Annotated in this window: 22 protein-coding genes; 9 read left to right on the top strand and 13 right to left on the bottom strand. The window is 64.7% G+C overall.

Annotated elements, in window-relative coordinates; all coding sequences use genetic code 11:
* Positions 1 to 72: 72 nt before the first annotated feature.
* The 3 genes from VMW12_13245 to VMW12_13235 are packed head-to-tail and all read left to right on the top strand — an operon-like array spanning position 73 to position 4,150.
* Positions 73 to 1,608 (top strand): DHA2 family efflux MFS transporter permease subunit, encoded by a 1,536-nt coding sequence (locus VMW12_13245; protein ID HUZ50686.1) that lies wholly within the window; start codon positions 73 to 75, stop codon positions 1,606 to 1,608.
* A gap of 4 nt (positions 1,609 to 1,612) precedes the next feature.
* Complete coding sequence (locus VMW12_13240) at positions 1,613 to 2,590, top strand: nitronate monooxygenase family protein (GenBank protein HUZ50685.1); 978 nt, start codon at positions 1,613 to 1,615, stop codon at positions 2,588 to 2,590.
* Positions 2,591 to 2,596: 6 nt separating this feature from the next.
* Positions 2,597 to 4,150 (top strand): acyl-CoA carboxylase subunit beta, encoded by a 1,554-nt coding sequence (locus VMW12_13235; protein ID HUZ50684.1) that lies wholly within the window; start codon positions 2,597 to 2,599, stop codon positions 4,148 to 4,150.
* Positions 4,151 to 4,165: 15 nt separating this feature from the next.
* Here VMW12_13235 and VMW12_13230 read toward each other — a convergent pair whose 3' ends face one another.
* Genes VMW12_13230 through VMW12_13215 form a run of 4 tightly spaced genes read right to left on the bottom strand, consistent with a single transcriptional unit; the run spans position 4,166 to position 7,314 of the window.
* Positions 4,166 to 4,471 carry a YciI family protein gene (locus tag VMW12_13230; GenBank protein ID HUZ50683.1) on the bottom strand — a complete coding sequence of 102 codons (306 nt, stop codon included), beginning with the start codon at positions 4,469 to 4,471 and terminating at the stop codon, positions 4,166 to 4,168.
* 16 nt (positions 4,472 to 4,487) lie between these two features.
* A complete protein-coding gene (locus tag VMW12_13225; GenBank protein ID HUZ50682.1) occupies positions 4,488 to 5,372 on the bottom strand; it encodes a heavy metal-binding domain-containing protein in 885 nt (294 codons plus the stop codon).
* A gap of 32 nt (positions 5,373 to 5,404) precedes the next feature.
* Positions 5,405 to 6,169, bottom strand: a complete 765-nt coding sequence (locus tag VMW12_13220; protein HUZ50681.1) for a hypothetical protein — start codon at positions 6,167 to 6,169, stop codon at positions 5,405 to 5,407.
* Positions 6,166 to 7,314, bottom strand: a complete 1,149-nt coding sequence (locus VMW12_13215; GenBank protein ID HUZ50680.1) for a toxic anion resistance protein — start codon at positions 7,312 to 7,314, stop codon at positions 6,166 to 6,168. Before VMW12_13215 ends, VMW12_13220 begins: the two co-directional genes overlap by 4 nt.
* A gap of 54 nt (positions 7,315 to 7,368) precedes the next feature.
* Here VMW12_13215 and VMW12_13210 point away from each other — a divergent pair, with 54 nt between their 5' ends.
* Genes VMW12_13210 through mce form a run of 5 tightly spaced genes read left to right on the top strand, consistent with a single transcriptional unit; the run spans position 7,369 to position 12,142 of the window.
* A complete protein-coding gene (locus VMW12_13210; GenBank protein HUZ50679.1) occupies positions 7,369 to 8,154 on the top strand; it encodes an enoyl-ACP reductase in 786 nt (261 codons plus the stop codon).
* Complete coding sequence (locus VMW12_13205; GenBank protein HUZ50678.1) at positions 8,151 to 8,345, top strand: hypothetical protein; 195 nt, start codon at positions 8,151 to 8,153, stop codon at positions 8,343 to 8,345. The genes VMW12_13210 and VMW12_13205 overlap by 4 nt, the downstream gene beginning before the upstream one ends.
* 16 nt (positions 8,346 to 8,361) lie before the next feature.
* Positions 8,362 to 10,107, top strand: coding sequence for an acetyl-CoA carboxylase biotin carboxylase subunit (locus VMW12_13200; protein ID HUZ50677.1), 1,746 nt, complete (start codon positions 8,362 to 8,364; stop codon positions 10,105 to 10,107).
* Positions 10,108 to 10,154: 47 nt separating this feature from the next.
* Entirely contained in the window at positions 10,155 to 11,735 is a 1,581-nt protein-coding gene (locus VMW12_13195; GenBank protein ID HUZ50676.1) for a methylmalonyl-CoA mutase family protein, read from the top strand.
* Positions 11,732 to 12,142 carry a methylmalonyl-CoA epimerase gene (mce, locus tag VMW12_13190; GenBank protein HUZ50675.1) on the top strand — a complete coding sequence of 137 codons (411 nt, stop codon included), beginning with the start codon at positions 11,732 to 11,734 and terminating at the stop codon, positions 12,140 to 12,142. The genes VMW12_13195 and mce overlap by 4 nt, the downstream gene beginning before the upstream one ends.
* Here mce and VMW12_13185 read toward each other — a convergent pair.
* The 8 genes from VMW12_13185 to VMW12_13150 are packed head-to-tail and all read right to left on the bottom strand — an operon-like array spanning position 12,139 to position 19,849.
* Complete coding sequence (locus VMW12_13185) at positions 12,139 to 13,662, bottom strand: DUF4127 family protein (GenBank protein ID HUZ50674.1); 1,524 nt, start codon at positions 13,660 to 13,662, stop codon at positions 12,139 to 12,141. The two genes, mce and VMW12_13185, sit on opposite strands and share 4 nt — an antisense overlap.
* A gap of 45 nt (positions 13,663 to 13,707) precedes the next feature.
* On the bottom strand, positions 13,708 to 14,589 hold the full coding sequence (gene murQ / locus VMW12_13180) for an N-acetylmuramic acid 6-phosphate etherase (protein ID HUZ50673.1): 882 nt from the start codon (positions 14,587 to 14,589) through the stop codon (positions 13,708 to 13,710).
* A complete protein-coding gene (locus tag VMW12_13175) occupies positions 14,586 to 15,491 on the bottom strand; it encodes a BadF/BadG/BcrA/BcrD ATPase family protein (protein ID HUZ50672.1) in 906 nt (301 codons plus the stop codon). Before VMW12_13175 ends, murQ begins: the two co-directional genes overlap by 4 nt.
* Positions 15,476 to 16,627 (bottom strand): anhydro-N-acetylmuramic acid kinase, encoded by a 1,152-nt coding sequence (locus tag VMW12_13170; protein ID HUZ50671.1) that lies wholly within the window; start codon positions 16,625 to 16,627, stop codon positions 15,476 to 15,478. The genes VMW12_13175 and VMW12_13170 overlap by 16 nt, the downstream gene beginning before the upstream one ends.
* Positions 16,624 to 17,655 carry a serine hydrolase domain-containing protein gene (locus tag VMW12_13165; protein HUZ50670.1) on the bottom strand — a complete coding sequence of 344 codons (1,032 nt, stop codon included), beginning with the start codon at positions 17,653 to 17,655 and terminating at the stop codon, positions 16,624 to 16,626. Before VMW12_13165 ends, VMW12_13170 begins: the two co-directional genes overlap by 4 nt.
* Positions 17,655 to 19,169 carry a beta-N-acetylhexosaminidase gene (gene nagZ / locus VMW12_13160; GenBank protein ID HUZ50669.1) on the bottom strand — a complete coding sequence of 505 codons (1,515 nt, stop codon included), beginning with the start codon at positions 19,167 to 19,169 and terminating at the stop codon, positions 17,655 to 17,657. The genes VMW12_13165 and nagZ overlap by 1 nt, the downstream gene beginning before the upstream one ends.
* Positions 19,170 to 19,179: 10 nt before the next feature.
* Positions 19,180 to 19,497: a hypothetical protein gene (locus tag VMW12_13155; GenBank protein HUZ50668.1), complete on the bottom strand. Its 318-nt coding sequence runs from the start codon at positions 19,495 to 19,497 to the stop codon at positions 19,180 to 19,182.
* 52 nt (positions 19,498 to 19,549) lie between these two features.
* Positions 19,550 to 19,849 (bottom strand): hypothetical protein, encoded by a 300-nt coding sequence (locus VMW12_13150; protein ID HUZ50667.1) that lies wholly within the window; start codon positions 19,847 to 19,849, stop codon positions 19,550 to 19,552.
* Positions 19,850 to 19,852: 3 nt separating this feature from the next.
* Here VMW12_13150 and VMW12_13145 point away from each other — a divergent pair, with 3 nt between their 5' ends.
* Positions 19,853 to 21,328, top strand: a complete 1,476-nt coding sequence (locus VMW12_13145) for a retropepsin-like aspartic protease (GenBank protein HUZ50666.1) — start codon at positions 19,853 to 19,855, stop codon at positions 21,326 to 21,328.
* On the opposite strand, the gene VMW12_13140 is transcribed toward VMW12_13145, so the two are convergent.
* On the bottom strand, positions 21,227 to 21,680 hold a 454-nt coding region (locus VMW12_13140; protein HUZ50665.1), incomplete at its 5' end, for a PAS domain-containing protein. The two genes, VMW12_13145 and VMW12_13140, sit on opposite strands and share 102 nt — an antisense overlap.

Raw genomic sequence — 21,680 nt, 5'->3', positions numbered from 1 at the left:
CGTCCGTTCCGGCTATGGAAAGCCCCTTCCTGTGGCGAAACCTCCGGCTCTGATGTGCGAGTCTAGCGAGCGATGATGCACGACGAACACCTAGTCGAATACGGCACGCGGCGTTGGCTCATCGTGGCCGGCGTCATGCTGGCGACCCTGCTGCAAGTCCTCGACGCCACCATCGTCAACGTCGCGCTACCGACGATCCAGGGCAACATGGGAGCGAACTTCGACGACGGTGCGTGGATCGTTACCGCCTACATCATCGCGGCCGTTATCGTCATCCCGCTAACGCCGTGGTTGCAGCAAGTCTTCGGCCGCAAACAATACTACGTGGCGGCCATCATCGGGTTTACGATCGCCTCCGCGCTCTGCGGACTCGCGACGTCGCTCGATCAACTGATCTTTTTTCGCGTGCTGCAAGGGCTGTGCGGCGGCGGTCTCATTGCAACCGGTCAAGCGATCATGCGCGATACGTTTCCAGCCAAGGAGCTGGGCAAGAGCCAAGCGCTCGTGTCCATCGGTGCGATCGTCGGGCCCTCGATCGGTCCGACGCTCGGCGGAGTGTTGACCGACGCGCTGTCGTGGAACTGGATCTTCTACGTCAACATCATTCCGGGCATCGTCGCCGCACTCTTGTGCGCGGGCTTCCTGCGCAATCCGCCCAAACGCGGGAAAGCATCGGTGGACGCGGTCGGCTTGGGTTTGATGGCGCTCGGCTTAGGCTGCCTCCAGTACGTGCTCGACGAGGGCGAGCGCAACGACTGGTTCAACAGCCATCACATCTTCGCGATCGCCGTCGTTTCCGCGGCCTCGCTGGTGACGTTCGTGTACTGGGAGTTGCGGGTGGTCGAGCACCCGATCGTCGACCTGCGCATCCTCTTGCGCAATCGCACCGTCGCGGCAGGCTGCCTGCTCGCCATGACGCTGGCTTTCGGGCTATTCGGCGGCGTCATTCTCTCGCCGCAGTTCCAACAATCGCTACTCGACTTCACGGCGACGCTCTCGGGTTTGTCGATCTTGGTGCGGGCGGCGGCGATTATGCTCATGACGCCCGTCACGCTGTACGCGCTCAATCGGTTCCATGTAAAACCGCAAGTGCTCCTCGGGGTCGGGTTCGTCATCGTCGGCATCGCGAACATCATGACCGCCGCGGTCATCACGACCAACAGTTCGTTCGGAACGTTCGTACCGCCGCTCTTTCTGGGCGGCATCGGCTTCGGGATGATCTTCGTGCCGCTCTCGGTCGCCGTGCTCAGATCCGTACACGGCATCGATACCCAGAAGGCCACGTCGCTGCTCAGCCTGTGCCAGCAGCTCGGCGGGTCGATCGCCACGGCCACCCTCGTGACCCTGCTCGACCGCCGCAGCGCCTTTCATCAAGATATCCTGGCCGGGAACGTCACGCTGCGCAATCTAGCGGTACAGCACGCCGAGCAGATGCACGGGAGCATCGCGCAGGCCGCGGCGATCGTCGCGCAGCAAGCGCATACCATGGCCTTTGCCGACGCGTTCTTCTTCCTGGGCGTGGTCACGCTCGTCTTAACGCCGATGGTCCTCTTGCTGCGCACACCACACGGGGTGCCGGTCCCCATGCATGCAGCCGCCTTGGAGTAACCCGATGAAACCGTCCTGGCTCTCGCGTCTGCGCATTCCGGTCATCGGCGCACCGCTCTTCATTATCTCGAATCCCAAGCTGACGATCGCGCAGTGCACCGGGGGCATCGTGGGATCTTTTCCGGCGCTCAACGCTCGTCCGGCCGCCCAGCTCGACGAATGGCTCGATGAACTCACACGCTCCCTTGCAGACTGGGACGCGCGCCATCCCGATCGGCCCGCCGCGCCGTTTGCCGTCAATCAAATCGTCCACAAGTCCAACGATCGCTTAATGGACGACCTCGCTCTGTGCGTCAAGTATCGCGTGCCGATCGTCATCACGTCGCTCGGAGCCAACGAAGAAGTCAATGCCGCGATCCACGAATACGGCGGCACCGTCTTGCACGACGTCATCAACCAACGGCACGCCCACAAGGCGATCGAGAAAGGGGCGGACGGTTTGATTTTAGTGGCCGCCGGCGCCGGCGGCCACGCCGGAACGCTATCGCCGTTTGCCCTCGTCGCCGAAACGCGAGCGTGGTTCGACGGCCTCATCGCGCTCTCCGGATCGATTGCGACGGGCGGCGGCGTGCTGGCCGCGCAAGCGATGGGCGCCGACGTTGCGTATATCGGCTCGGCATTCATCGCGACCGGCGAAGCCAACGCTTCGGACGCGTATAAGGACGGCGTCGTCCGCGGCGACGCGAGCGAGATCGTCTACACCAACTTGTTTACCGGCGTGCACGGCAACTACCTCAAAGCCTCGATTCGCGCGGCCGGGCTCGACCCCGATCGCCTGCCCGAATCCGATCCCTCCAAGATGCACTTCGGCGATGGCGCCGCCAAAGCGTGGCGAGATATTTGGGGCGCGGGCCAAGGCGTCGGGTCCGTGCGCGAGGTCGTTCCGGCGCACGCGTTGATCGAGCGGCTCGCGCGGGAGTACGACGCCGCCTTGGCCCGCATCGTCGCGGAAGGCCGATTTCGAGCCTCCGTGCAAGCCTGATCGTCGATGAAGACGCACCAAGAGAAGTACGCCGAACTCGAGCGCCTGCGTGCCCGCGCGCAGGCTCCCGCCGGCGAAGATGCGATCGCCAAGCAGCACGCCCGCGGCAAGCGCACCGCGCGCGAGCGCATCGAACGCCTGGTCGACGACGGGTCGTTTACCGAGCTCGATCGTTTCGCCGTCCATCGCACCAGCGCGTTCGGTCTGGACGAGCGCGAATTTCTCGGCGACGGCGTGGTAACGGGGCGGGCCACCATCGACGGCCGGCAAGTCTTTCTCTTTTCGCAAGACTTCACCGTGCTCGGCGGATCGCTCGGCGAAGTCTTTGCCGAGAAAATCTGTAAGGTGATGGACCTTGCCGTGCGCACCGGATCGCCGATGATCGGCATCAACGACTCCGGCGGAGCGCGCATTCAAGAGGGGGTCGTTTCGCTCGGCGGCTATGCCGAAATCTTCTGGCGTAACGTGCAGGCCAGCGGCGTCGTGCCGCAACTCTCGCTCATTGCGGGCCCTTGCGCCGGCGGAGCCGTTTACTCACCGGCGATCACCGATTTCGTGCTGATGACCGAAGCGATCTCGCAGATGTTCATCACCGGCCCCGAGATCATCAAAACCGTCACCGGCGAAGACGTCACCTTCGAGCAACTCGGCGGTGCGACCACGCATGCGAGCAAGAGCGGCGTCGCGCATTTGGTCGGGGCAGACGAAGACGAGGTGTGCGAACTCACGCAGACGCTATTCTCGTATATCCCGCAGAACAATCTCGAAGACCCGCCGCGCTTCGCCTGCGACGACGATCCGCAGCGCGTGAGCCCGAAACTCGACGACGTGGTCCCCGACTCGCCCAACAAGCCCTACGACATGCACGCGGTACTCGAAGAGGTCTTGGATTACGGAGATTTCTTCGAAATTCAGCCGCTCTACGCGCCCAATATCCTCATCGGCTTCGGGCGCGTCGCCGGGCGTAGCGTCGGCATCGTCGCGAATCAGCCGAGCATTCTAGCCGGCGTCCTCGATATCAAGTCGTCGATCAAGGCGGCCCGGTTCGTGCGCTTCTGCGATGCGTTCAACATCCCGCTGGTCACCTTCGTCGACGTGCCCGGCTTCCTCCCCGGGACCGATCAGGAGTACGGCGGCATCATCGTCCATGGGGCAAAGCTGCTGTACGCCTATGCCGAGGCCACGGTCCCGAAGATCACGATCATCACGCGCAAAGCCTACGGCGGCGCCTACGACGTTATGGCCTCCAAGCACATCCGCGCCGACATCAACCTCGCGTGGCCGACGGCCGAGATCGCGGTGATGGGCGCCGAAGGAGCGGTCAAGACGATCTTCCGACGCGAAATCGCCGCCGCCGCAGATAAAGACGCAAAGATGAAGGAACTCATCGACGATTACACCGAGCGCTTTGCCAACCCGTACATCGCGGCGCAGCGCGGCTATGTGGACGACGTCATCGAGGCGCATCGCACGCGCGGGGCCATCGCCAACGCTCTGGCGATGTTAGAGAACAAACGCGTCGAGCGCCCCAAACGCAAGCACGGCAACATTCCGCTCTAGCTACGGCGCAGGGGCCTATGCGCCGCCCGAATTAGCCGCGAGCGCGGCAAGGAATCCCTGGGCGCGTTTGCTCGCGTTAAATTCGACGATCTCGTATTGCGAGACGCCTTCGCGCACGAAGGGATCTTCCGCCAGCGCGCGTTCGACGGCTTCGCGCGGAGCATCCGTCGTCACGATCACGCCCCCGGTCCGCGGCTCACGAGAGCCCGAAACCACAAAGAGCCCGGCATCGTAGTAGCGGTCGAGAAACGCGCGGTGCTCGGCCAGAACGCGGTCGACTTCTTCGAGCGGTTTGACATACCGTGAGAGCAAGAGAAACATGCGGTCCTTCTTCTAATTAATCGTCGAGTGAGACGGTGTAGGTCGGTGCATCCGGGCCAGCCGCGGCGCCGGGGCGGTGCACGATCGAGGTGCCCAGCGCGAAGAATTCGATCACGTGCGGCTGCCAGATCCAACTCCGCTCGCTGATCGTCATGCCGACCACGCCTTCGGCTTGGTGCGCCTCGGCCTCAGCCTGCATCCGCGACATCGCGAGCTCGCGCGCGTCGTAGATCGCCTCTGTATAATTGGAGAGTTCGACGTTCGCGCCCCACGTGCGCAGCGATTGCATGAAGCCTTGATGCGCGACGTGATAGACGCAATTGCCCATCACAACTTCGACCGGAATGTATCCGGCTTGGTAGATCTTGTAGAAATCTTGCATCGAAAAGTCGCTGGTAAACGGCTTTCCGTGCACGGTGCGGTGCGATTCTCCGGCCGGCGCCTTGACCGCAGTGCCGAGCGCCGTAAACTCCAACGCGCTTTCGGCCCAATTATAAGCGATCACGTTGATGCGTACGCCGACGATGCCGTCGGCGCCGAGCACGTCGGCTTCTTCTTCCATGCGCTTTATTGCGAGTTCGCGCGCGTGGTACATCGCCGCCGAAAGATACTCGAGTTCCTGATTCTGGTAGTAATTGCCGTATTGTATGCCTACGTGATAGATCGAACTGCCGAGCACGAGGCCCAGCGGCTTCATGCCGAGGCGATCTAACAGGACGAATTCGTTAACCGACAGGTCGCTCGTCCAGAGCGCTTTACCGCCCTCGCCCGACATGCGGCGCAAGCGCGCGATCGCGTCCTGCGGTACCCCGCCGGCCGTATGCAGCGGCTCCTCGCCGATCCCGGCCGATTGCTGTTGCTGCTGCGGTGGTTGGCCGCCCCGAAAGCCGAAGAATCCCATCTCGTCTATCTCTCTATCCGCGAACGCACGAACTAGCGCAAAAGCGCGCCGATCGCATCGGTATGTACCGCTTGGGTACGAGCGAACGCCTCGATATCCTCGAACAGCGCTCGTATCCACTCGTCCAATGCAACCGCCTCGGTACGAATGGCGACGCCTCGCACGATCTTCGCGCACGCGGCATCCAGGGCGCCGCTTGGGTCTGCCGAGAGCGTGTAGCGATAGCGGTCCGCCCCGACCGGCACGGTGATCGCGACGCGTCGCACGGGCCCGCGGCCGAACAGGCCTCCGCGTTCGATTTCGACCAGATGCGGGATAGCTAGCGCAAATCTTCGCGCGATCGATTCAAGACGATCCGAGGGCTTGGGAGCCTCTCGCCCGATGGCATCCAAAAAGCGTTGGGCGATGTGCGGCTGCGCATCCGGTAGTGCCGCGACGGGCTCGGGTAGCGCATCGAGCGAGCCCAGGCGCTCGCTCAAAAAACGGCCATTCGTCGAAAGTGCGCTCCGCGCGGATTCGGCCAGACGCTCGACTTGCTGCGAGCAGGCACGCTCCAAAATTGAGAGTTGCTCGATCAGCAAGGCATCGGCGCTTGGCTGCGACCCCTTCGGCAGGCTCCGCAGCGCGGGCGGAATCGCCTCGTAGGCGGCGATCGTCTCGGGAAGATAGCGGCTGCGGGTCTCTCGCAACGCGTAGGCGTCCTCCCCCTCGCGCGCATCCAGGCCGTACGATTGCGCGGTATCGAGGAGGTTCTGTATCCGCTCGACGATCTGCGCCGCCTCGGGCGGGATCTTCACGTGAGACGCTTCCTCGCCGCATCGACCTCGGTCGTCAGTGCGTCGATCGTCTGCTCCATGCTCTGTGCGGCGCGCCCTTTATACGCATCCAGCGCGTCCATCGCTGCGTATATCCGTTCGAACGCGCGATGTAACGTCTCGAGATCGACGCTAGGAGCGGTCGCTTGCTGGTAGATCGCAACCCCCTGCTCGCCCAGCATCTTCGACGTCGATTCGATCATGGAGTTCGTCGTATTTTGCAGCGCGGAGATTTGGCTCAAGACCAGCTTCTGATTGGTCAACGCCTGGGCCGTCGCCACGGCCGTGCGCAGCGCGCCCAGCGTCGTGGACGTGGCGCGATCGACGCCTTTGATCAACTCGCCGTTGTTTTTCTTGATCAGGTCGAGCGCTTGATACCCCTGCACGTTCACGGCCATCTGCGTGAGCAGATCGGTCCGTTTCTGACGCAGCGGGAACAGCGCGTCCTCGCGCAGTTTCTTTGCCCGCGCCGGGTCGCTGGTCTCGTAGCCGGCAATGCGCCCTTCGAGTGCGGCATCGAGTTGCGCGCAGAGATAGATCGCAAGTTGCAGCTTGCGCATCTGTTCCCACATCGCGACCTTCTGCTCTTCGATTGCGGCATTATCGCGCAGCAATTCGTCGCGCCCGCGATAGAGCGAATCCACGATCGCACCAAGGTGGGCTTGGGCGGATTGATACTCATCGAAATAGCTCCGCAACGCGCTGCCGAACGGAATCAACCCCAGCAGACGGCGCGGTTCGAAGAGATTTCCTCTTTTTGACGGGTCGAGCGATTCGACCGTATTGCGCAGATCGACCAGACTCTTGGCAACAGTTGAATTTGCCGCCATCGGACCCTCGCGCAACGCTCGCAACGGCCGTTCGAGGAGACGGTTCGAAGCGGCGCCGGCGTCGCGAATTTCATCGCGTCCGATCGCCTCGACCGCCTCGATTTTTGCCCGAAACGCCGCGTCGTCGACATCCAGGCGCCCGAGGTCGTCGACAAAAGCCGCTACGCGCGCATCGGCCGAGGCGACGTCGCCCTGCTCGAGTCGAACGCGGGCGCCTGCGGATTCGGCCGATACCGGCGCGACCGGCTCGGGTGGTGTAAGCGCGAGCTCGTCGCTCGCCGATGGCTGCTCGGACATGCCGGTGCCCTTCTCCCGAGAGGACGCCGCCCCTTGCGCTGGTATCTAACCGGCGTGAAACTACTTGAAGGGAAACGCGCCCTCATTACGGGCGTGGCCAATCGCTGGTCGATCGCGACCGGGATCGCCCGCCGCATGCACGAGCATGGCGCGCAACTCGCCTTTACCTATCAGGGCGAACGCGTGCGGGACGAAGTGGAGAAACTCGCGGCGGAGCTGGGTGGAGGCCCGGTCGTCGCCTGCGACGTCTCCGACGATGCTTCGCTAGCCGCGATGCGTGAAGCCCTGGCGCCGTTCGGCAAGCTCGACGCGCTCGTCCATTCGATCGCCTTCGTCAATAAAGAAGACCTCGCGGGCCGCGTGTACGACACGTCGCGAAACGGCTTCACGACGGCGCTCGACATTTCGTCCTACTCGCTGATCGCGCTGGTCAATACGCTACGCGAAGGGATGAACGACGGCGCATCGGTGATGGCGCTCTCCTATCTCGGTGCCACGCAGATCGTTCCCAACTACAATATCGCCGGCATCGCCAAAGCCGCCCTCGAATCGATCGTCCGCTACCTCGCGTACGATCTGGGCGAGCGCGGCATCCGCGTCAACGCGATCTCGGCCGGCCCGATCAAGACCGCGAGTTCCCGTCAAGTCGGCGGATTCTCTCGCATTCTCGACGTCGTACCGAAGGTCGCACCGCTTCGCCGCAACATCACCGCCGACGACGTCGGCGATACGGCCGTCTATCTGGCCTCCGACCTCTCGCGGTCGATCACGGCCGACGTCCATTTCGTCGACGCGGGATACCATGCGATGGGAATGTACCCGCCGGATTTCAACTCGTGATCGAAGTTCTCGGGCCGGCCGGCGAAGACGAGATCGCCGCGATAGCCGCGGTCTTGGCAACGTTCGACGTGCCGGCGGACCGATCGCCGGCATCCACCGGGAGCGCGTGGAAACTCGCGATGCGCCTGCCGGACGCCGATCGCGACGATATCCGTGCCTGCACGTTCACCCACGCATCCAATCGCTGGTAGGGGCCCACACCACTCGATGTTCTCCAAAATACTCATCGCCAATCGTGGCGAAATAGCGGTACGCATCCTGCGCACGGCTCGCGAGATGGGCATTGCCTGCGTTGCCGTCTACTCCGAAATCGACCGCGACGCGCTGCACGTGCGCATGGCGGACGAAGCCTACCTTATCGGCGCGGCCGCGCCCAGCGAAAGCTATCTCAACATCGATCGTTTGATCGACGTCGCAAAACGCTCCGGCGCGCAAGCGATTCATCCGGGCTACGGCTTTCTCGCGGAAAACGCCGCGTTCGCGCGTCGAGTAGTTGGGGAGGGGTTGACGTGGATCGGCCCGCACGCCGATGCGATCGATGCGATGGGCGACAAGCTGCGCGCGCGCCAGGCCATGCAAAAGGCGAGCGTGCCGTTCGTGCCGGGCGGAACGCACGCCATCGAGGACGTTGCCCAGGCGATCGCGGCGGCCAAAGAGTTCGGATTGCCGTTGGCCCTCAAAGCTTCGGGCGGAGGCGGCGGCAAAGGCCTCAAGGTCGCCCGTACGCTGGACGACATCGAATCGGCGTTTACGAACGCCAAACGCGAGGCCGAGGCGTATTTCAAGAACGGCACCATCTATGCCGAACGCTATCTCGACAACCCCAAGCATATCGAACTGCAGATTCTCGCCGACAAGCACGGCAACACGGTTCACGTCGGAGAGCGCGACTGCTCGCTCCAGCGGCGGCATCAAAAGCTCTGGGAGGAGGCGCCGGCGCAGATTCCGGCGTCGGTCATCGCTCAACTCCGCGATGCGGGGATTCGCGCGGCGCAGGCGATCGGCTACGACTCGGTCGGCACGATCGAATGTTTGGTGAGCGGCGATGCGTTCTATTTTCTCGAAATGAACACGCGCATTCAAGTCGAGCACACGGTGAGCGAGATGATTTCGGGCATCGACTTGATTCGCGAGCAGATTCGCGTCGCGGCGGGCGAGCCGTTGGGCTTCACACAAGCCGACATCACCTTCCGCGGGGTGGCCATCGAAGGCCGCGTCAACGCGGAGGATCCAACGCAGAACTTCCGCCCGGCGCCCGGGACGATCGCGGCCTATCGCGAGCCCGCGGGCCTCGGCGTGCGCGTCGATACCGCGGCGTATCCCGGATATGCCATCACTCCCGACTACGATTCGATGATCGCCAAGCTCATCGTCTGGGCACCGACGCGCGAACAGGCGATCGCGCGCCTTGCCCGCGCGATCGACGAGTACGTGATCACCGGCGTTCCCACCACGCTTGCGCTCCTGCGCGCGCTCTGCGATTACGCCCCGGTGCGCGACGCGAGCTACGGTACCGCAACGCTCGAGCCGTTCGCTGCGACGCTCGCACCATCGGCCACCGCCGAGCCGCCCACGCCGTCGATAGGCGGCGCCCCGCCGAGCGACGAGGTACGCGTCGAAGTCAACGACCGGCTCTACCGCGTCCGCGTGATCGACCGGCCCGCGACCGGTAGCGCCACGAACGGTGCGCGCCGGAGCGCGCGTGCCGGAGCGGCCGGCAAGCGTTCGACGAGCGCACACGGCAACGCGATCCTCTCTCCCATGCACGGCGCCGTCATCGAATTGCGGGTTGAGCCCGGTCAAGAAATCGCAGAGCAACAGGTCGTCGCCGTCGTCGAGGCCATGAAGATGATGAACGAGATCCGCGCCCACCGCGCCGGAATCGCCGCAACGGTGCATGTCGCGGCCGGCGAGACGGTGGAGGCCGGAGCGCCGCTGGTGACGCTTGCCTAACCGCTTCGGAACGAAGTAGCAACCGTGGCGATAGCGAACCACCGGATATGGCCCGCGATCTCAACGCCAGCGGCATTCCGCTGGAACCCGTGTATACAGCCGAGGATCGGCCGCACTTAGATCTGGGCGAACCCGGACGATTCCCCTACGGGCGAGGTATCCGCAAGGATATGTACCGGGGACGGCTGTGGACGATGCGCCAATACGCGGGGTTCGCAACCGCCGCCGAATCGAACGCGCGGTACCGCTATCTCCTCGAGCACGGCACGACCGGACTTTCGGTGGCGTTCGATCTGCCGACGCAACTCGGCTACGATTCCGACGCACCGCAATCGCGCGGTGAAGTCGGCAAAGTCGGCGTCGCGATCGATGCGATCGGCGACATGGAAACGCTGCTCGACGGCATTCCGCTCGACCGCGTAACGGTTTCGATGACGATCAACGCGCCGGCATCGATTCTGCTCGCGATGCTCCTCGCCGTCGCGCGCAGGCGCGGGATTCCGTTTGCGGCGTTGGGCGGAACCGTTCAGAACGACGTACTCAAAGAGTACGTCGCCCGCGGAACGTATATCTATCCGCCCGAATCGTCGATGCGCTTGGTGACCGACGTGATGGCCTATTGCGCGCGCGAGGTGCCGCAATGGAACACGATCTCGATCTCGGGCTATCACATTCGCGAAGCCGGATCGACGGCACTGGAAGAGATCGCCTTTACGCTGGCCAACGCCAAATCGTATTTGCGCGCCGCTCGGGCGGCCGGGATCGACCTCGACACGATAGCCCCACGCCTCTCGTTTTTCTGGAACGCGCATAACGATTTCTTCGAAGAGGTCGCGAAATTTCGCGCCGCTCGCTATCTCTGGGCCCGTATCACGCGCGACGAGTTCGGGTGTAAAGATCCGCGCTCGCAGATGCTGCGTTTTCACACGCAGACCGGCGGTTCGACGCTCACGGCTCAGGAGCCCGATAACAACGTCGTGCGCGTCACCATTCAAGCGCTGGCCGCAGTGCTGGGCGGGACGCAATCGCTGCACACGAACGGCAAAGACGAAGCGCTCGCGCTGCCAACCGCCGAAAGCGCGAAGGTCGCGCTACGCACGCAGCAGATTATCGGCTACGAATCCGGCGTTACCGACGTGGTCGATCCGCTCGCCGGTTCGTACTATGTGGAATCGCTCACGGCCGATCTCGTCGAACGTGCATCGGCGCTGATCGCGCAGATCGATGAGATGGGCGGCAGCATAGCGGCCATCGAGAGCGGGTGGATGCAAACGCGCATCGCCGATTCGTCGTACGCCGCGCAGCAAGCGATCGAACGCGGAGAAGCCGTCGTCGTCGGCGTCAACCGCTTCGCCGAAGCGGCCGGTTCGGGCGCACGGATACCGCTCCAACGCATCGACGAACGGGTGGAACGAGAGCAGGTGCAACGCCTGCACGACTACCGGCGCAATCGCGACGAGCGCATCGTTGCGGAGCGTTTGAGCGCCGTGCGCGCGGCGGCGGCCGGGCACGACAACCTCATGCCGCACTTTCTCGAAGCCGTCGACTCCGGTGCGACGCTCGGGGAAATCTGCAATGTCCTGCGCGACGTATTTGGTGTCTATCGCGCCAAGGAGGCCATTGCGTGACCATCGATCACATCGCCATCGTGGTGAAAGACCTCGAGGCGACCATCGATCTCTACGTCCGGACGCTCGGCTTCAAACAGCTCTATCGCGAGACGATTCTCGATCAAGGCGTCGAAGCCGTCGGTTTGGCCGCGGGGGATTCCGCGATCGAACTCCTGCGCCCGTTGGACGAACGCTCGCCGATCGCGGTATTTCGGGGCGAGGCCGCAACCAAGCTCCACCACACCGCGTATCGCGTGGACGATATCGAAGCGAAGCTCGCCGAACTGCGCGCGAAAGGCGTGCGGCTCATAGACGAGCATCCGCGCGCTGGGGCGCACGGCAACGCGATCGCGTTCCTTCATCCGAAATCGACCGGCGGCGTGTTGATCGAACTCTGCCAGCCGACGAACGCTGACGAACGCTAAGGAATAGTCGGAGCCAATCGCACGCGAATCTTCGTTTCGAAGGTTCGGTTCCAGGGCAGTGTGATGCGCATGAACGCAATGTGATGGTCGGGGTACAGTTGCGGGAGCAGCATGACCGCCTGTTGCCAGAGTAACGCGTTGTTCAATGCCTCACTTTGCGCGGCCACCGAGCGCACGAGATACGTGTGGTCGGTAACACCCTGCGCATCCAGCGCGGCGTTGAGTTGCGGGCGAACGACGGCATGGAAGGCATCGTCGTCGAGAAAACGCATAAACGTAAAGTCGCGATGCGCCAACGCATCGTACGATCCGGAGCGCCGGCCGGCTCCGGCGGCAACCGCTTCTGCCAGAGCCGTTCCGACCGTATTCGCGTCGGTATTCCAGGCCGCGTAGGCTTCGAGTCGCCGAGCGATGCCGTCGCGCAGGATGCGCGCCGCGAATGCCGCTTGCGACGCATAGGTGGGTTCGAGAAAGGATAGGTCCGCGAGCGCGACCCGACGGTGCGCGGCGAGGTCGGCGCGCATCTCGGTAACGAACGCGTCGTCGAGCGCCTGCGTCGTTTCGGGAACGCGTACGTCGAGCACGATGTCGGGATCGCGTTCGACGAGCCGTCCGCCGCACAGCGCGATGAGGTGCCCGATCGTCACCCCGATCGGCGCGAACTCCAGCGGATCCTGATAGGTCGCGCCCTGGGGCGTGGAATAGCGCACCGCTACGCGCGGTGTCCAACCGATGCGGCGTGCGAGGGCGTGCGCGACGAGCACCATGCCGAGTTCGTCGGCACCCGGTTCGATCGCGATCCGGCCGGCCGCGCCGCTCGCCTGCGCCGCTTGCTCTAGGCCGTAGACATCCTTGACGTGCAGCCCTACCGGCCCCGCGTCATCCTGCCCCAGCACGAGCCGGTTCACCACGCCCGCCGGGACCGTGTCGATGAGCGTACGATCCACGGCATAGTTGCGCGCGCGAGCGGCAAGGTACGCATCGAACGCGGGGCCCGCCTCGGCGCGCAATTTTTCCGCTTGTTCGCGTTCTTGCGGTAACGGCGGATCGTGCAAGTTCGCATACTGCTGCAGGTACGTCCAGGTCGGATACGCCGCGAAAAATCCGGCCGCGGAGCCGATCGCCGGAACGCCGGTGGGCGCCAAACGCATGATGGTGCCGAACGCCGCAATCCACGCATGCGGATGCGTGGCGCGCACCTGCCGCAAGGCGCGTAAGCGAAAGTACCCGTCCTGATACGACGCGCTATCGGGAACGCGCGAAGCGACCAGCCCGCCATACACGAGCATGTCGCTCGAAAGAACGATCGCGCCGGCGCCGCGGTTCTGGGGCCCGTTGAGCCAAGCGATGATGCGGTCCGGTTGGCCCGGGTGCAAGTAATGGCCCAGCAAGGGGCGCGGCGGAACGCGCACGGGCACGCCCGCGATGCGGCCGAGCATCACCGGCAGTTGCACGGTGACGGGCCGGTCGTCCAACGGAACCAGCGCGATAAACGAGAGTAGGAGCGCGAGCCATTGCACGATGCGATTAGGCTCGCGACAACGTGCGGAGGATTGCTGTTTGCCTCACAGCACCTCGCGCAGGACGCCGCCGCGAGCGTCCAAGAGCGCGCTGGCCGCATCCGATGAAATGCCGCGGAAGGCCATGACCACCGCGACCTTGACGCGCCCGTCCGCACCGTCGAGCAACTGCCGCGCGCGCTCGCGATCGACGCCCGCGATGCTCTGCACCAACCCGAGCGCGCGTTCGCGCAGCTTCTGATTGCTCGCGACGACGTCGACCATGAGATTGCCGTGCACTTTGCCTAGGCGTACCATGATCGCGGTCGAGAGCGTGTTGAGCGCAATCTTTTGCGCCGTGCCGGCGACCATGCGGGTGGAACCGGCAATCGGTTCGGGGCCGGTCTCCAGCCACAGTACGCGCTCCGCCGCCGCGCCGAGCGGCGAAGGCATTGCGTTGACGATCGCCACGGTGAATGCGCCGGCCGCGCGCGCCGCTTCCACGGCCGCGATGGCATAGGGTGCGCCGCCGCTGGCCGAAAGCGCGACGAGCGCATCGGTAGGTGCGATGTGTCCGCGCATCGCGGCGGCGCCTGCCGCGCGGTCGTCTTCAGCGCCTTCGACCGCGGAACGCAGCGCCGCGTCGCCGCCCGCAATGTGCGCGCAGACGAGATGCGGCGGCGTACCGAACGTCGGGGGCATTTCGGATGCATCGAGGACGCCCAGCCGGCCGCTCGTGCCGGCGCCGACGTAGTGCAATCGCCCCCCCGCACGCACGCACGCGACGAGCGCATCGACGATCTCCGCAAGCTGCTCGGAACGTGCCGCTATCGCATCGGCCGCACGGCGCTGCTCGTGAGCCAGAACGGTCACCAGTTGCCGCGTCGAAAGGGCATCGATAGTCGCAGTGCGCGGGTTTGCCGCTTCGGTCTGTGGGATCCGCGTCACGCCTGCTCTCCAAGGCTTTGCGCGAGTGCGAGAGCTCCCAGCGCCGGATCCGGCGGCTGCTTGCGCGGGACGACGTGCGGTAATTCGTTGGAGACGCGCGTCTCGATGAGATAGGTTAAAAGGCTGTTCTTAGCCAGTAGGCCGCCTGCAAAGAGCAGCGGCAGTTCGCGGCCCTCGACCCCGGCGCGACGCACCAGCGACTTGACCAAATCGAAGAGTTCGAGGGCTGCGGCCTGCACGATTTTCGCCGCGCTGCGCTCGCCCGCATCGGCGAAATCGAGCGCTACCGCAGCGATTGCCGCGATCTCCGTTACGGGACGCTCCGCTTGATAGATGCGCGCGATCGTCTCTTGCGCGCTGTCCACGCCCAGGCTCGTCGCTACCGCCGCTAAGAACGGATCCTGGGGCGCCCGCCCGTCGTACGCGCGCAGCAACAATCGTATCGCAGCGCTGCCGATGGCGAATCCAGATCCTTCATCGCCCAGCAGGTAGCCGTGTCCGCCGACACGATAGCGCTCCGCGCCGATCTCGCCGTAGGCGATCGATCCGGTTCCCGCGATGAGCGCCAGCGCATCTCCGGTGGGAACGCCGGCGCGCAACGCGATCGCCGCATCGTCGCAGACCGCAACGCGCGCGCCGGGCAATCGCCGTTCGAGCGCGGCCGAGAGCGCGGCGGCGGCCACCGGGTCGCCCGCACCGGCAGCCCCGACGGCCACCGCGGCGGCCGGCTCCCCGAGTAACGCGCTCGCTATCGCTTCTACAATCGCATCCGCAGCGCGCTCGACGCCGATCGCACGCAGGTTGGCCGCCGGTGCATACCCAAAGCGGTGCGAACCGTCCGGCAGCGATACGACCGCCGACACGCGGGTCCCACCGGCATCGACGCCTACAGCGAACGACACTCTAACTCCACCCGCGCGAGCAATTCCGGGAGTTCGAACGGCGCGATCGATCCTAACGGAATCGCCCGCGAAGCACCGGTGATACGCGGCACGTTCGCCGCGCGACCGCGCAGCGTTTCGTAGCCCAAGAGCGCGAACGCGACCGCTTCTTTTGCATCCACATCGATACCCACAAAGGCCGTCGTTTCGACACGCATCGTCGGAAGCCGTTCGGCGAGCCGCTCGAGGATGGCGCGGTTGTGGGCGCCGCCCCCGCTCACCAGAATGCGTGGTGCGTCCAACTGCAGTCCTTCGATCGCGCGGGCGATCGATTCGACCGTCAGGGCGGTAAACGTTGCGGCCCCATCTTCGAGGCTCAGGCGTGCGAGCTCGGCTTCGTGCCGAAGCAGCACGTGCGCGCCGAATTGCTCGCGTCCCGCCGATTTCGGCGCCGGCCGCTCGAAGTACGGGTCCTTCAGGAGACGCGCGAGGAGCGCGGCATCGGGCGTACCGGCTCGTGCGAGCGCGCCGCCGTCGTCGAAGGCCAAGGCCCCGTTCGAACGATCGCGCACGAAAGCGTCGATCAACATATTGCCGGGCCCGGTATCGTATCCGAGCACGTCGTGCGAATGCGCTTGCCGGCCGAGCGCGGTCACGTTCGCAATACCTCCGATGTTGAGCGCCACGCGATCTTCGCAGGGGCTGCCGATCAAAAGCGCATCCACGTACGGAACCAACGGTGCGCCGTGCCCGCCCAACGCGCAATCGGCACTGCGAAAATCGTAACATACGCTCGCCGAGAGCGACTCGCGGATGGCGAACGGATCCCCCACCTGTAAGGTCGTATGCGCCGCACCGTCGTGAAAGAGCGTGAGCCCGTGCGATGCGACATAATCGACTCGCATGGCACCCGCAACGCGACGAGCGGCACGTGCGAACGCAGCGCCCAAACTCCGGTGCAAACGCGCCACCGATGCAACCGTTCCCGCCTGCGGCGGCAACGCATCGCGAATCTCCACGGCAAGCTCTGCATCGAAGGGCTGCGTGATAAATTCCATCACTTCCAACCGATAAGACGTACCGAGCGGTTCGATGTGGACGAGCGCCGCATCGATGCCGTCGAGCGAGGTTCCGCTCATCAAGCCGACCCCGATCACGCTTCAAGATCCTCGACGAGCGCGTTGTAAAACGCAGCCCGCAACGCACGCGAATCGCCGCGCCCGAAATAGACCGTGTTCGTGAGCAAAACGCCCAGGACGTCGCGTTGCGGATCGGCCCACACGCACGTTCCCACGAAGCCCGTGTGCCCGAAGCTGGTCGCACCGAAGCGTTCGCCGCACGAATTACTCGCGCTCGTCTTGAGCGCCCAGCCCAGCCCGCGCCGCAAGACCGGGTCGAAGGCGGCTTCCTGCGTCGCCTCGCGTGCCAGATCTGCGGGCAGCGGATCGGAACTGCGCCCGCAGCCGGCTCCCAGGTAAATTTCGGTGAGCGCGGCCACGTCCGCCGCGGTACCGAACAGTCCCGCGTGCCCGGCGCAGCCCCCCATCAACGCGGCTTTCTCGTCGTGAACGGTGCCTTGAACGCGCCCGCGCCAGCCATCGTCTTCGGTGGCGACGATCGAGAGTCGCTCCCGAGCGGGCGGCGCGAACCCGAGCGAAGCGCTGGGAAAGAGCGTACGGGCCGCGGAGGCGAGCGAGGCCCCGGAGACGCGCGCGATCAACGCGCCCAGAACGATGAACCCCAAATCGCTGTAAATCACCCGCTCTCCCGGAGACGCAGCGAGCGGCCGTTCGAGCGCAAACGTTTCGACGCGCTCGTCGAGTAGCGTACGATAGTCCGCCCCCGACTGCATGCCTGAGGTGTGCGCCAGCAACATCCGCGGGGTGATTCGCTCCTGCGGTAATCCCCGCCACTGCGGGAACCATCCGCCCAACGTTTCATCCAACGCCAATTGGCCGGCGGCAATCAAGTGCAACGCGACGGTCGCTACGAACACTTTCGTCAGCGATGCGAAGTCGAATCGCGTATCGACGTATACGGGGCGCTTCGCGTCGTCATCTCGCGTCGTACCGAAAGCCCGCTCGTATACCGGCACGCCGCGATGTTCGATCCGAGCTACCGCTCCGGTAAACGCTACCCCGCATGCGTCGTTCAGGACACCCTCACAACGTGCGAAGCGCACCACTATCTTTCCGCGATGCTGACCGGAAGCGTGCCGACCGGCTCGCGACGCCCGAAGAGAACGCCGGCAAGCGCCGCGATGCAGGCATCGTCGTCCCCGTATGCCGCGATCGCGTGCCGCGCCTGCGGAAACCACGTCAGATCGAACGGCTCCCGAAGCGCCACCAGCACCGCATCTCCACGCGCGTCGAGAGCGGCGTGAATGGCGGCCATCTGCTCGGGATAGAAGCGGGCCCTGCGGGCCAGTAGGATCGGCCGGCGATTCGTTCGCGCCAACGCATCCACGAGTCGCGCGCGCTCGGCGTCGCTCGGTTGCAACGAAAGCACGATCTCGTGTAGCGCCGGCGCTTCGCCCCGTAGCGACGGGTACTCGTCGAACGTCCCCTGCGCGCCCTCCGTCGTCGAACTTTGAAATGAAACGACGACGGACGTGGCCGGATCCAGCCCCTGCACGCCTCGAACGGCGGTGATGGCCCGCGCCGCGACCTCGCGTCCGATACCCGGATACGGCGCCGGCGTATCGAGCGGGAGCGGGGTGCTTTGCGCTTCGCGCAGCGCCCGGACACGCTCGCAGGCCTGCTCCAACCGCGCTCGTTCGAGGCGGCCCTCGCGAACCGCGTTAGCGAGCGCGTCGCCGGCTTTGACGGCAAGATCGATGTCGTGACTGACCAGCGCGCAGTCGGCGCCGGCGGCGATCGCGGCGACGACGCCTTCGACGGTGCCGATGCCGCGCGCGATGGCATCCATCTGCATGCAGTCCGTAAAACACACCCCCCGGAACCCCAACTCATCGCGCAGGACGCCGGTGAGTATACGGCGCGAGAGCGTCGCCGGATGCATGGGATCGAGCGCGCGAACGACGATGTGCGCGGTCATGACCGCCTGCGCACCGGGCAGCAAACGTGCGAACGGAAGCAGATCGCGCGCGCGCAGCGTCCGTTCGTCCATATCGATAACCGGGAGCATGAGATGGGAGTCGTCGGCGGTCGATCCGTGCCCCGGAAAATGTTTGAACGTCGGGACGATTCCGCCGGCGCGCAATCCCGACGCAACGGCCGAAGCCAGCTCGGCCACTTCGAGCGGATCCGCCGCAAATGCGCGGGTCCCGATCGCACCGCTCATCGGATCCGCCGCCAAATCCAGCACGGGAGCGTAGTCGACCGTGCATCCGGCGCGCCGCACGTCGTGCGCGAGGCTCTCGCCCACGCGGCGCGCGAGCTCACGATCGCCGGTAGCGCCCAGCGCCATCATGGGCGGAATCGTCTGCGCGCCCTCCCGCAATCGCGTGACCCGTCCGCCTTCTTGATCGATCGCGACGATCGGCGCGAGGCCGTCGTGGAGCGCGCGAAGAGCGTCGGTGAGTTCGCGAACTTGAGCGAACGAAGCGACGTTCCGCGCGAACAGTAGATAACCGGCAAAAGCGTTCTCTCGCAAGCGTTCTGCGAGATCGCCCGAGAGCCGATGTCCGTCGAAGCCGACGACGATAGCGCCGCGGGCCAACCGCTCCAGATCGGTCATGAATGCGCGGTCACTTCAGACGAATGATCTGCGCAACCAAGCGTCCACCGATATCGCTTACGAAGACGTCGACCTGCGCTCCGGGCCGCACGTCGGCAAACGTTCCGCCGGAATCGTGGAGATAGATCTGCGTGCTGGGAACCACGGCAATGGTGATGCGCTCCTGGCCACGGCGCACGACCATCGTTCCTTGGCCGTAATCGACCGAGTCCACTCGCCCCGAGATGGCGCTCGGCGCGTGCGCGGGCGGGCTTGCGAGTACCTGCGGAGCCCAAAAGATGGTCGCCGCCAAAAGTGCCGCGGCCGCGGCGAAACGCTGTCGATTCATAGCGCTAACAGAACGCTCGCCGATACGCGCATCGTTTCGAAACCTCGCCCCATTACGCCCACTCCCGTGCGAACGCCTCACGCGCTTCGGCTCCGTCCGGGCCGCCCTTGCGAGCGCGTTCGACGAGCCCGCGCAGCTTGACGACCGACGCATCGTCGGCTCGCTTGCCTCCAAGCACGATCCGCAGTGCAATCAGCGTCAGATCCGGGGTGCGTCCGCCCAGGATGCGCATACCCTCGTAAAACGGCCCGGCCGCGGGCTCGCCCGAGGGCTCATCGAGGAGGCGCCGAACCACCTCGCCCTTTTCCGGGGAGCCATCGAGAAGATACCGATCCAGTAACTCGAACTGCATACTATGGGCTTCGCCGCACGGCTTGCACTCTGCTGCGCGCTCGGGCTCTTTCCTTTGGGAGTAGCTCGCGCCGCCGAACCGACCCACTTGTTGGCGCGCATGCGCGCCGCCAGCGGCCCCGTTTGGCGCACGCATCTGCGCTCGGTCAGCCGCCTGACCATCGACGGCGAAACGACCACCATTCAAAGCGACGCGCTCGGGGTGCGCTTCGTCACCCGCGAATGCAACGGCGCCCTTTGCCCCGGCACGTACTTCGACGGGCGGCGGCTCTATTCGATCAACATCAACGGAACCACGCTGCCGCGCTCGAGCTTGCCCGAAACCTATCTGCGCGGGATCCGCACCGTCTCTTCGCTCGCATTCCTTTCCCGCGATTTCACGTCCGGCGGCGGCAGGATCGAAGATGCCGGAACGGCCACGATCGCCGGCGCCCGCTATCGGGTGTTGCTGGTATCCGACGCCGATGCGGTGCCGATGCAAGTCTTCGTCGATCCCGCTACGGCGCTCGTGCGGTACATGCGCGATATAGACGGTGACGGAACCTTCGAGTACCGTCACTACCAGCGGCTCGACGGCGGCATTACACTGCCCTCGCTCGTTCTCCATAACGACACCGTTCTAGAGCGCTACGACCAACGCGAGGCCTCGCCAAGCCCCTTCGTTGTGCCGCACGGTTTGACCGTGACGTTCGCGGGTGCCGCAGTACGCGTACCGACCGATCCGGGCAAAGCGGTGCCGGTCTTTCCATGCACGATCGCCGGCATCGCGGTACGTTGTCTGCTCGACACCGGAAACTCCGGTCTCTCGATCAGCCAAGGCTTGGCCGAACGCCTGAAGGCGCCGTCCGTCGGCGCCTATTCGGTGGCGGGCCTGGGACGCTACGTCACCGACGTCGTGCGCGTCGGGCCGCTCACCATTGGGAACGCAAGCTTTCCCGATGCCGATTACGTCGTGCTCCACGACATTAGCCACTACGGGTACGACGTAGTGCTCGGTGCCGACGTCCTGGCGGCGACCACCATCGAAATCGACCCCGTTTCGCACACGCTTTGGCTCGGCGCCAGCGCCCCCAATAACGCCATCTCCGTGCCGATGGCCTTTGAAGATTTCATCCCCGTCGTCAACGTCCAACTCGGGGAGTTGCAAGCTCACCTCGCCGTGGACACGGGAGACGAATCGAATATCAACCTCTCTTACGATTTCTACCAGCAACATCCCACGCTCTTTCGCGCCACCGAACAGCGATCGGTCAGCGGAATCGGCGGCAACAGCGTTGAGTTAATCGGCCGCATTCCCAGCGTGACGATCGGATCGTATCAAACCTCGCCGCAACGCATCGGCACGACCGAATCGTTACGAGGAACGGCGTACGGACATTTAGGCGCGGCGTTCTTCTCGCAATTCAAAATCATCCTCGACTACGAGAACGGACATTTGGGCTTGATCCCCGGATCGCCCAGCCCCGCGCCTACTCGCTAGTTTGGCGACGGCCGCGTTACCACGCCGACGATAAGCCTGGTTAGTATCCAAAGCCGCCCGGACATTGGCTACGCTAACAGAGTAGCACTCGCAAGCCGCACTCTCGAGTCCCACCGTCTTTAATCGTAAGATGCCCTCGCCGGTATTGGCCGTATTGAACGAATCCAGCTTCCTGAGTTGCGGCGCATCGAGCCAGAAGCGGCCGAGGATTTCGCCCGGCGCGTCGAGCAATTTTCGCGCCTCGGCGTTCATGTAGGCGATATGCCAGTTGGCGTCGAGTGCGAAGAAACCGTCCGTGATGCGCTCGAGGGCAAGGGAAAGATTCGGCGCTAGCACCGAGGCGTCAGGCGCA

This window comes from Candidatus Dormiibacterota bacterium (assembly GCA_035532835.1).
In the GTDB taxonomy this organism is placed as follows: Bacteria; Vulcanimicrobiota; Vulcanimicrobiia; order Vulcanimicrobiales; family Vulcanimicrobiaceae; genus DAHUXY01.
Note: the sequence above shows the minus strand (reverse complement) of the source record. Positions and strands in the feature narration are given on the sequence as shown.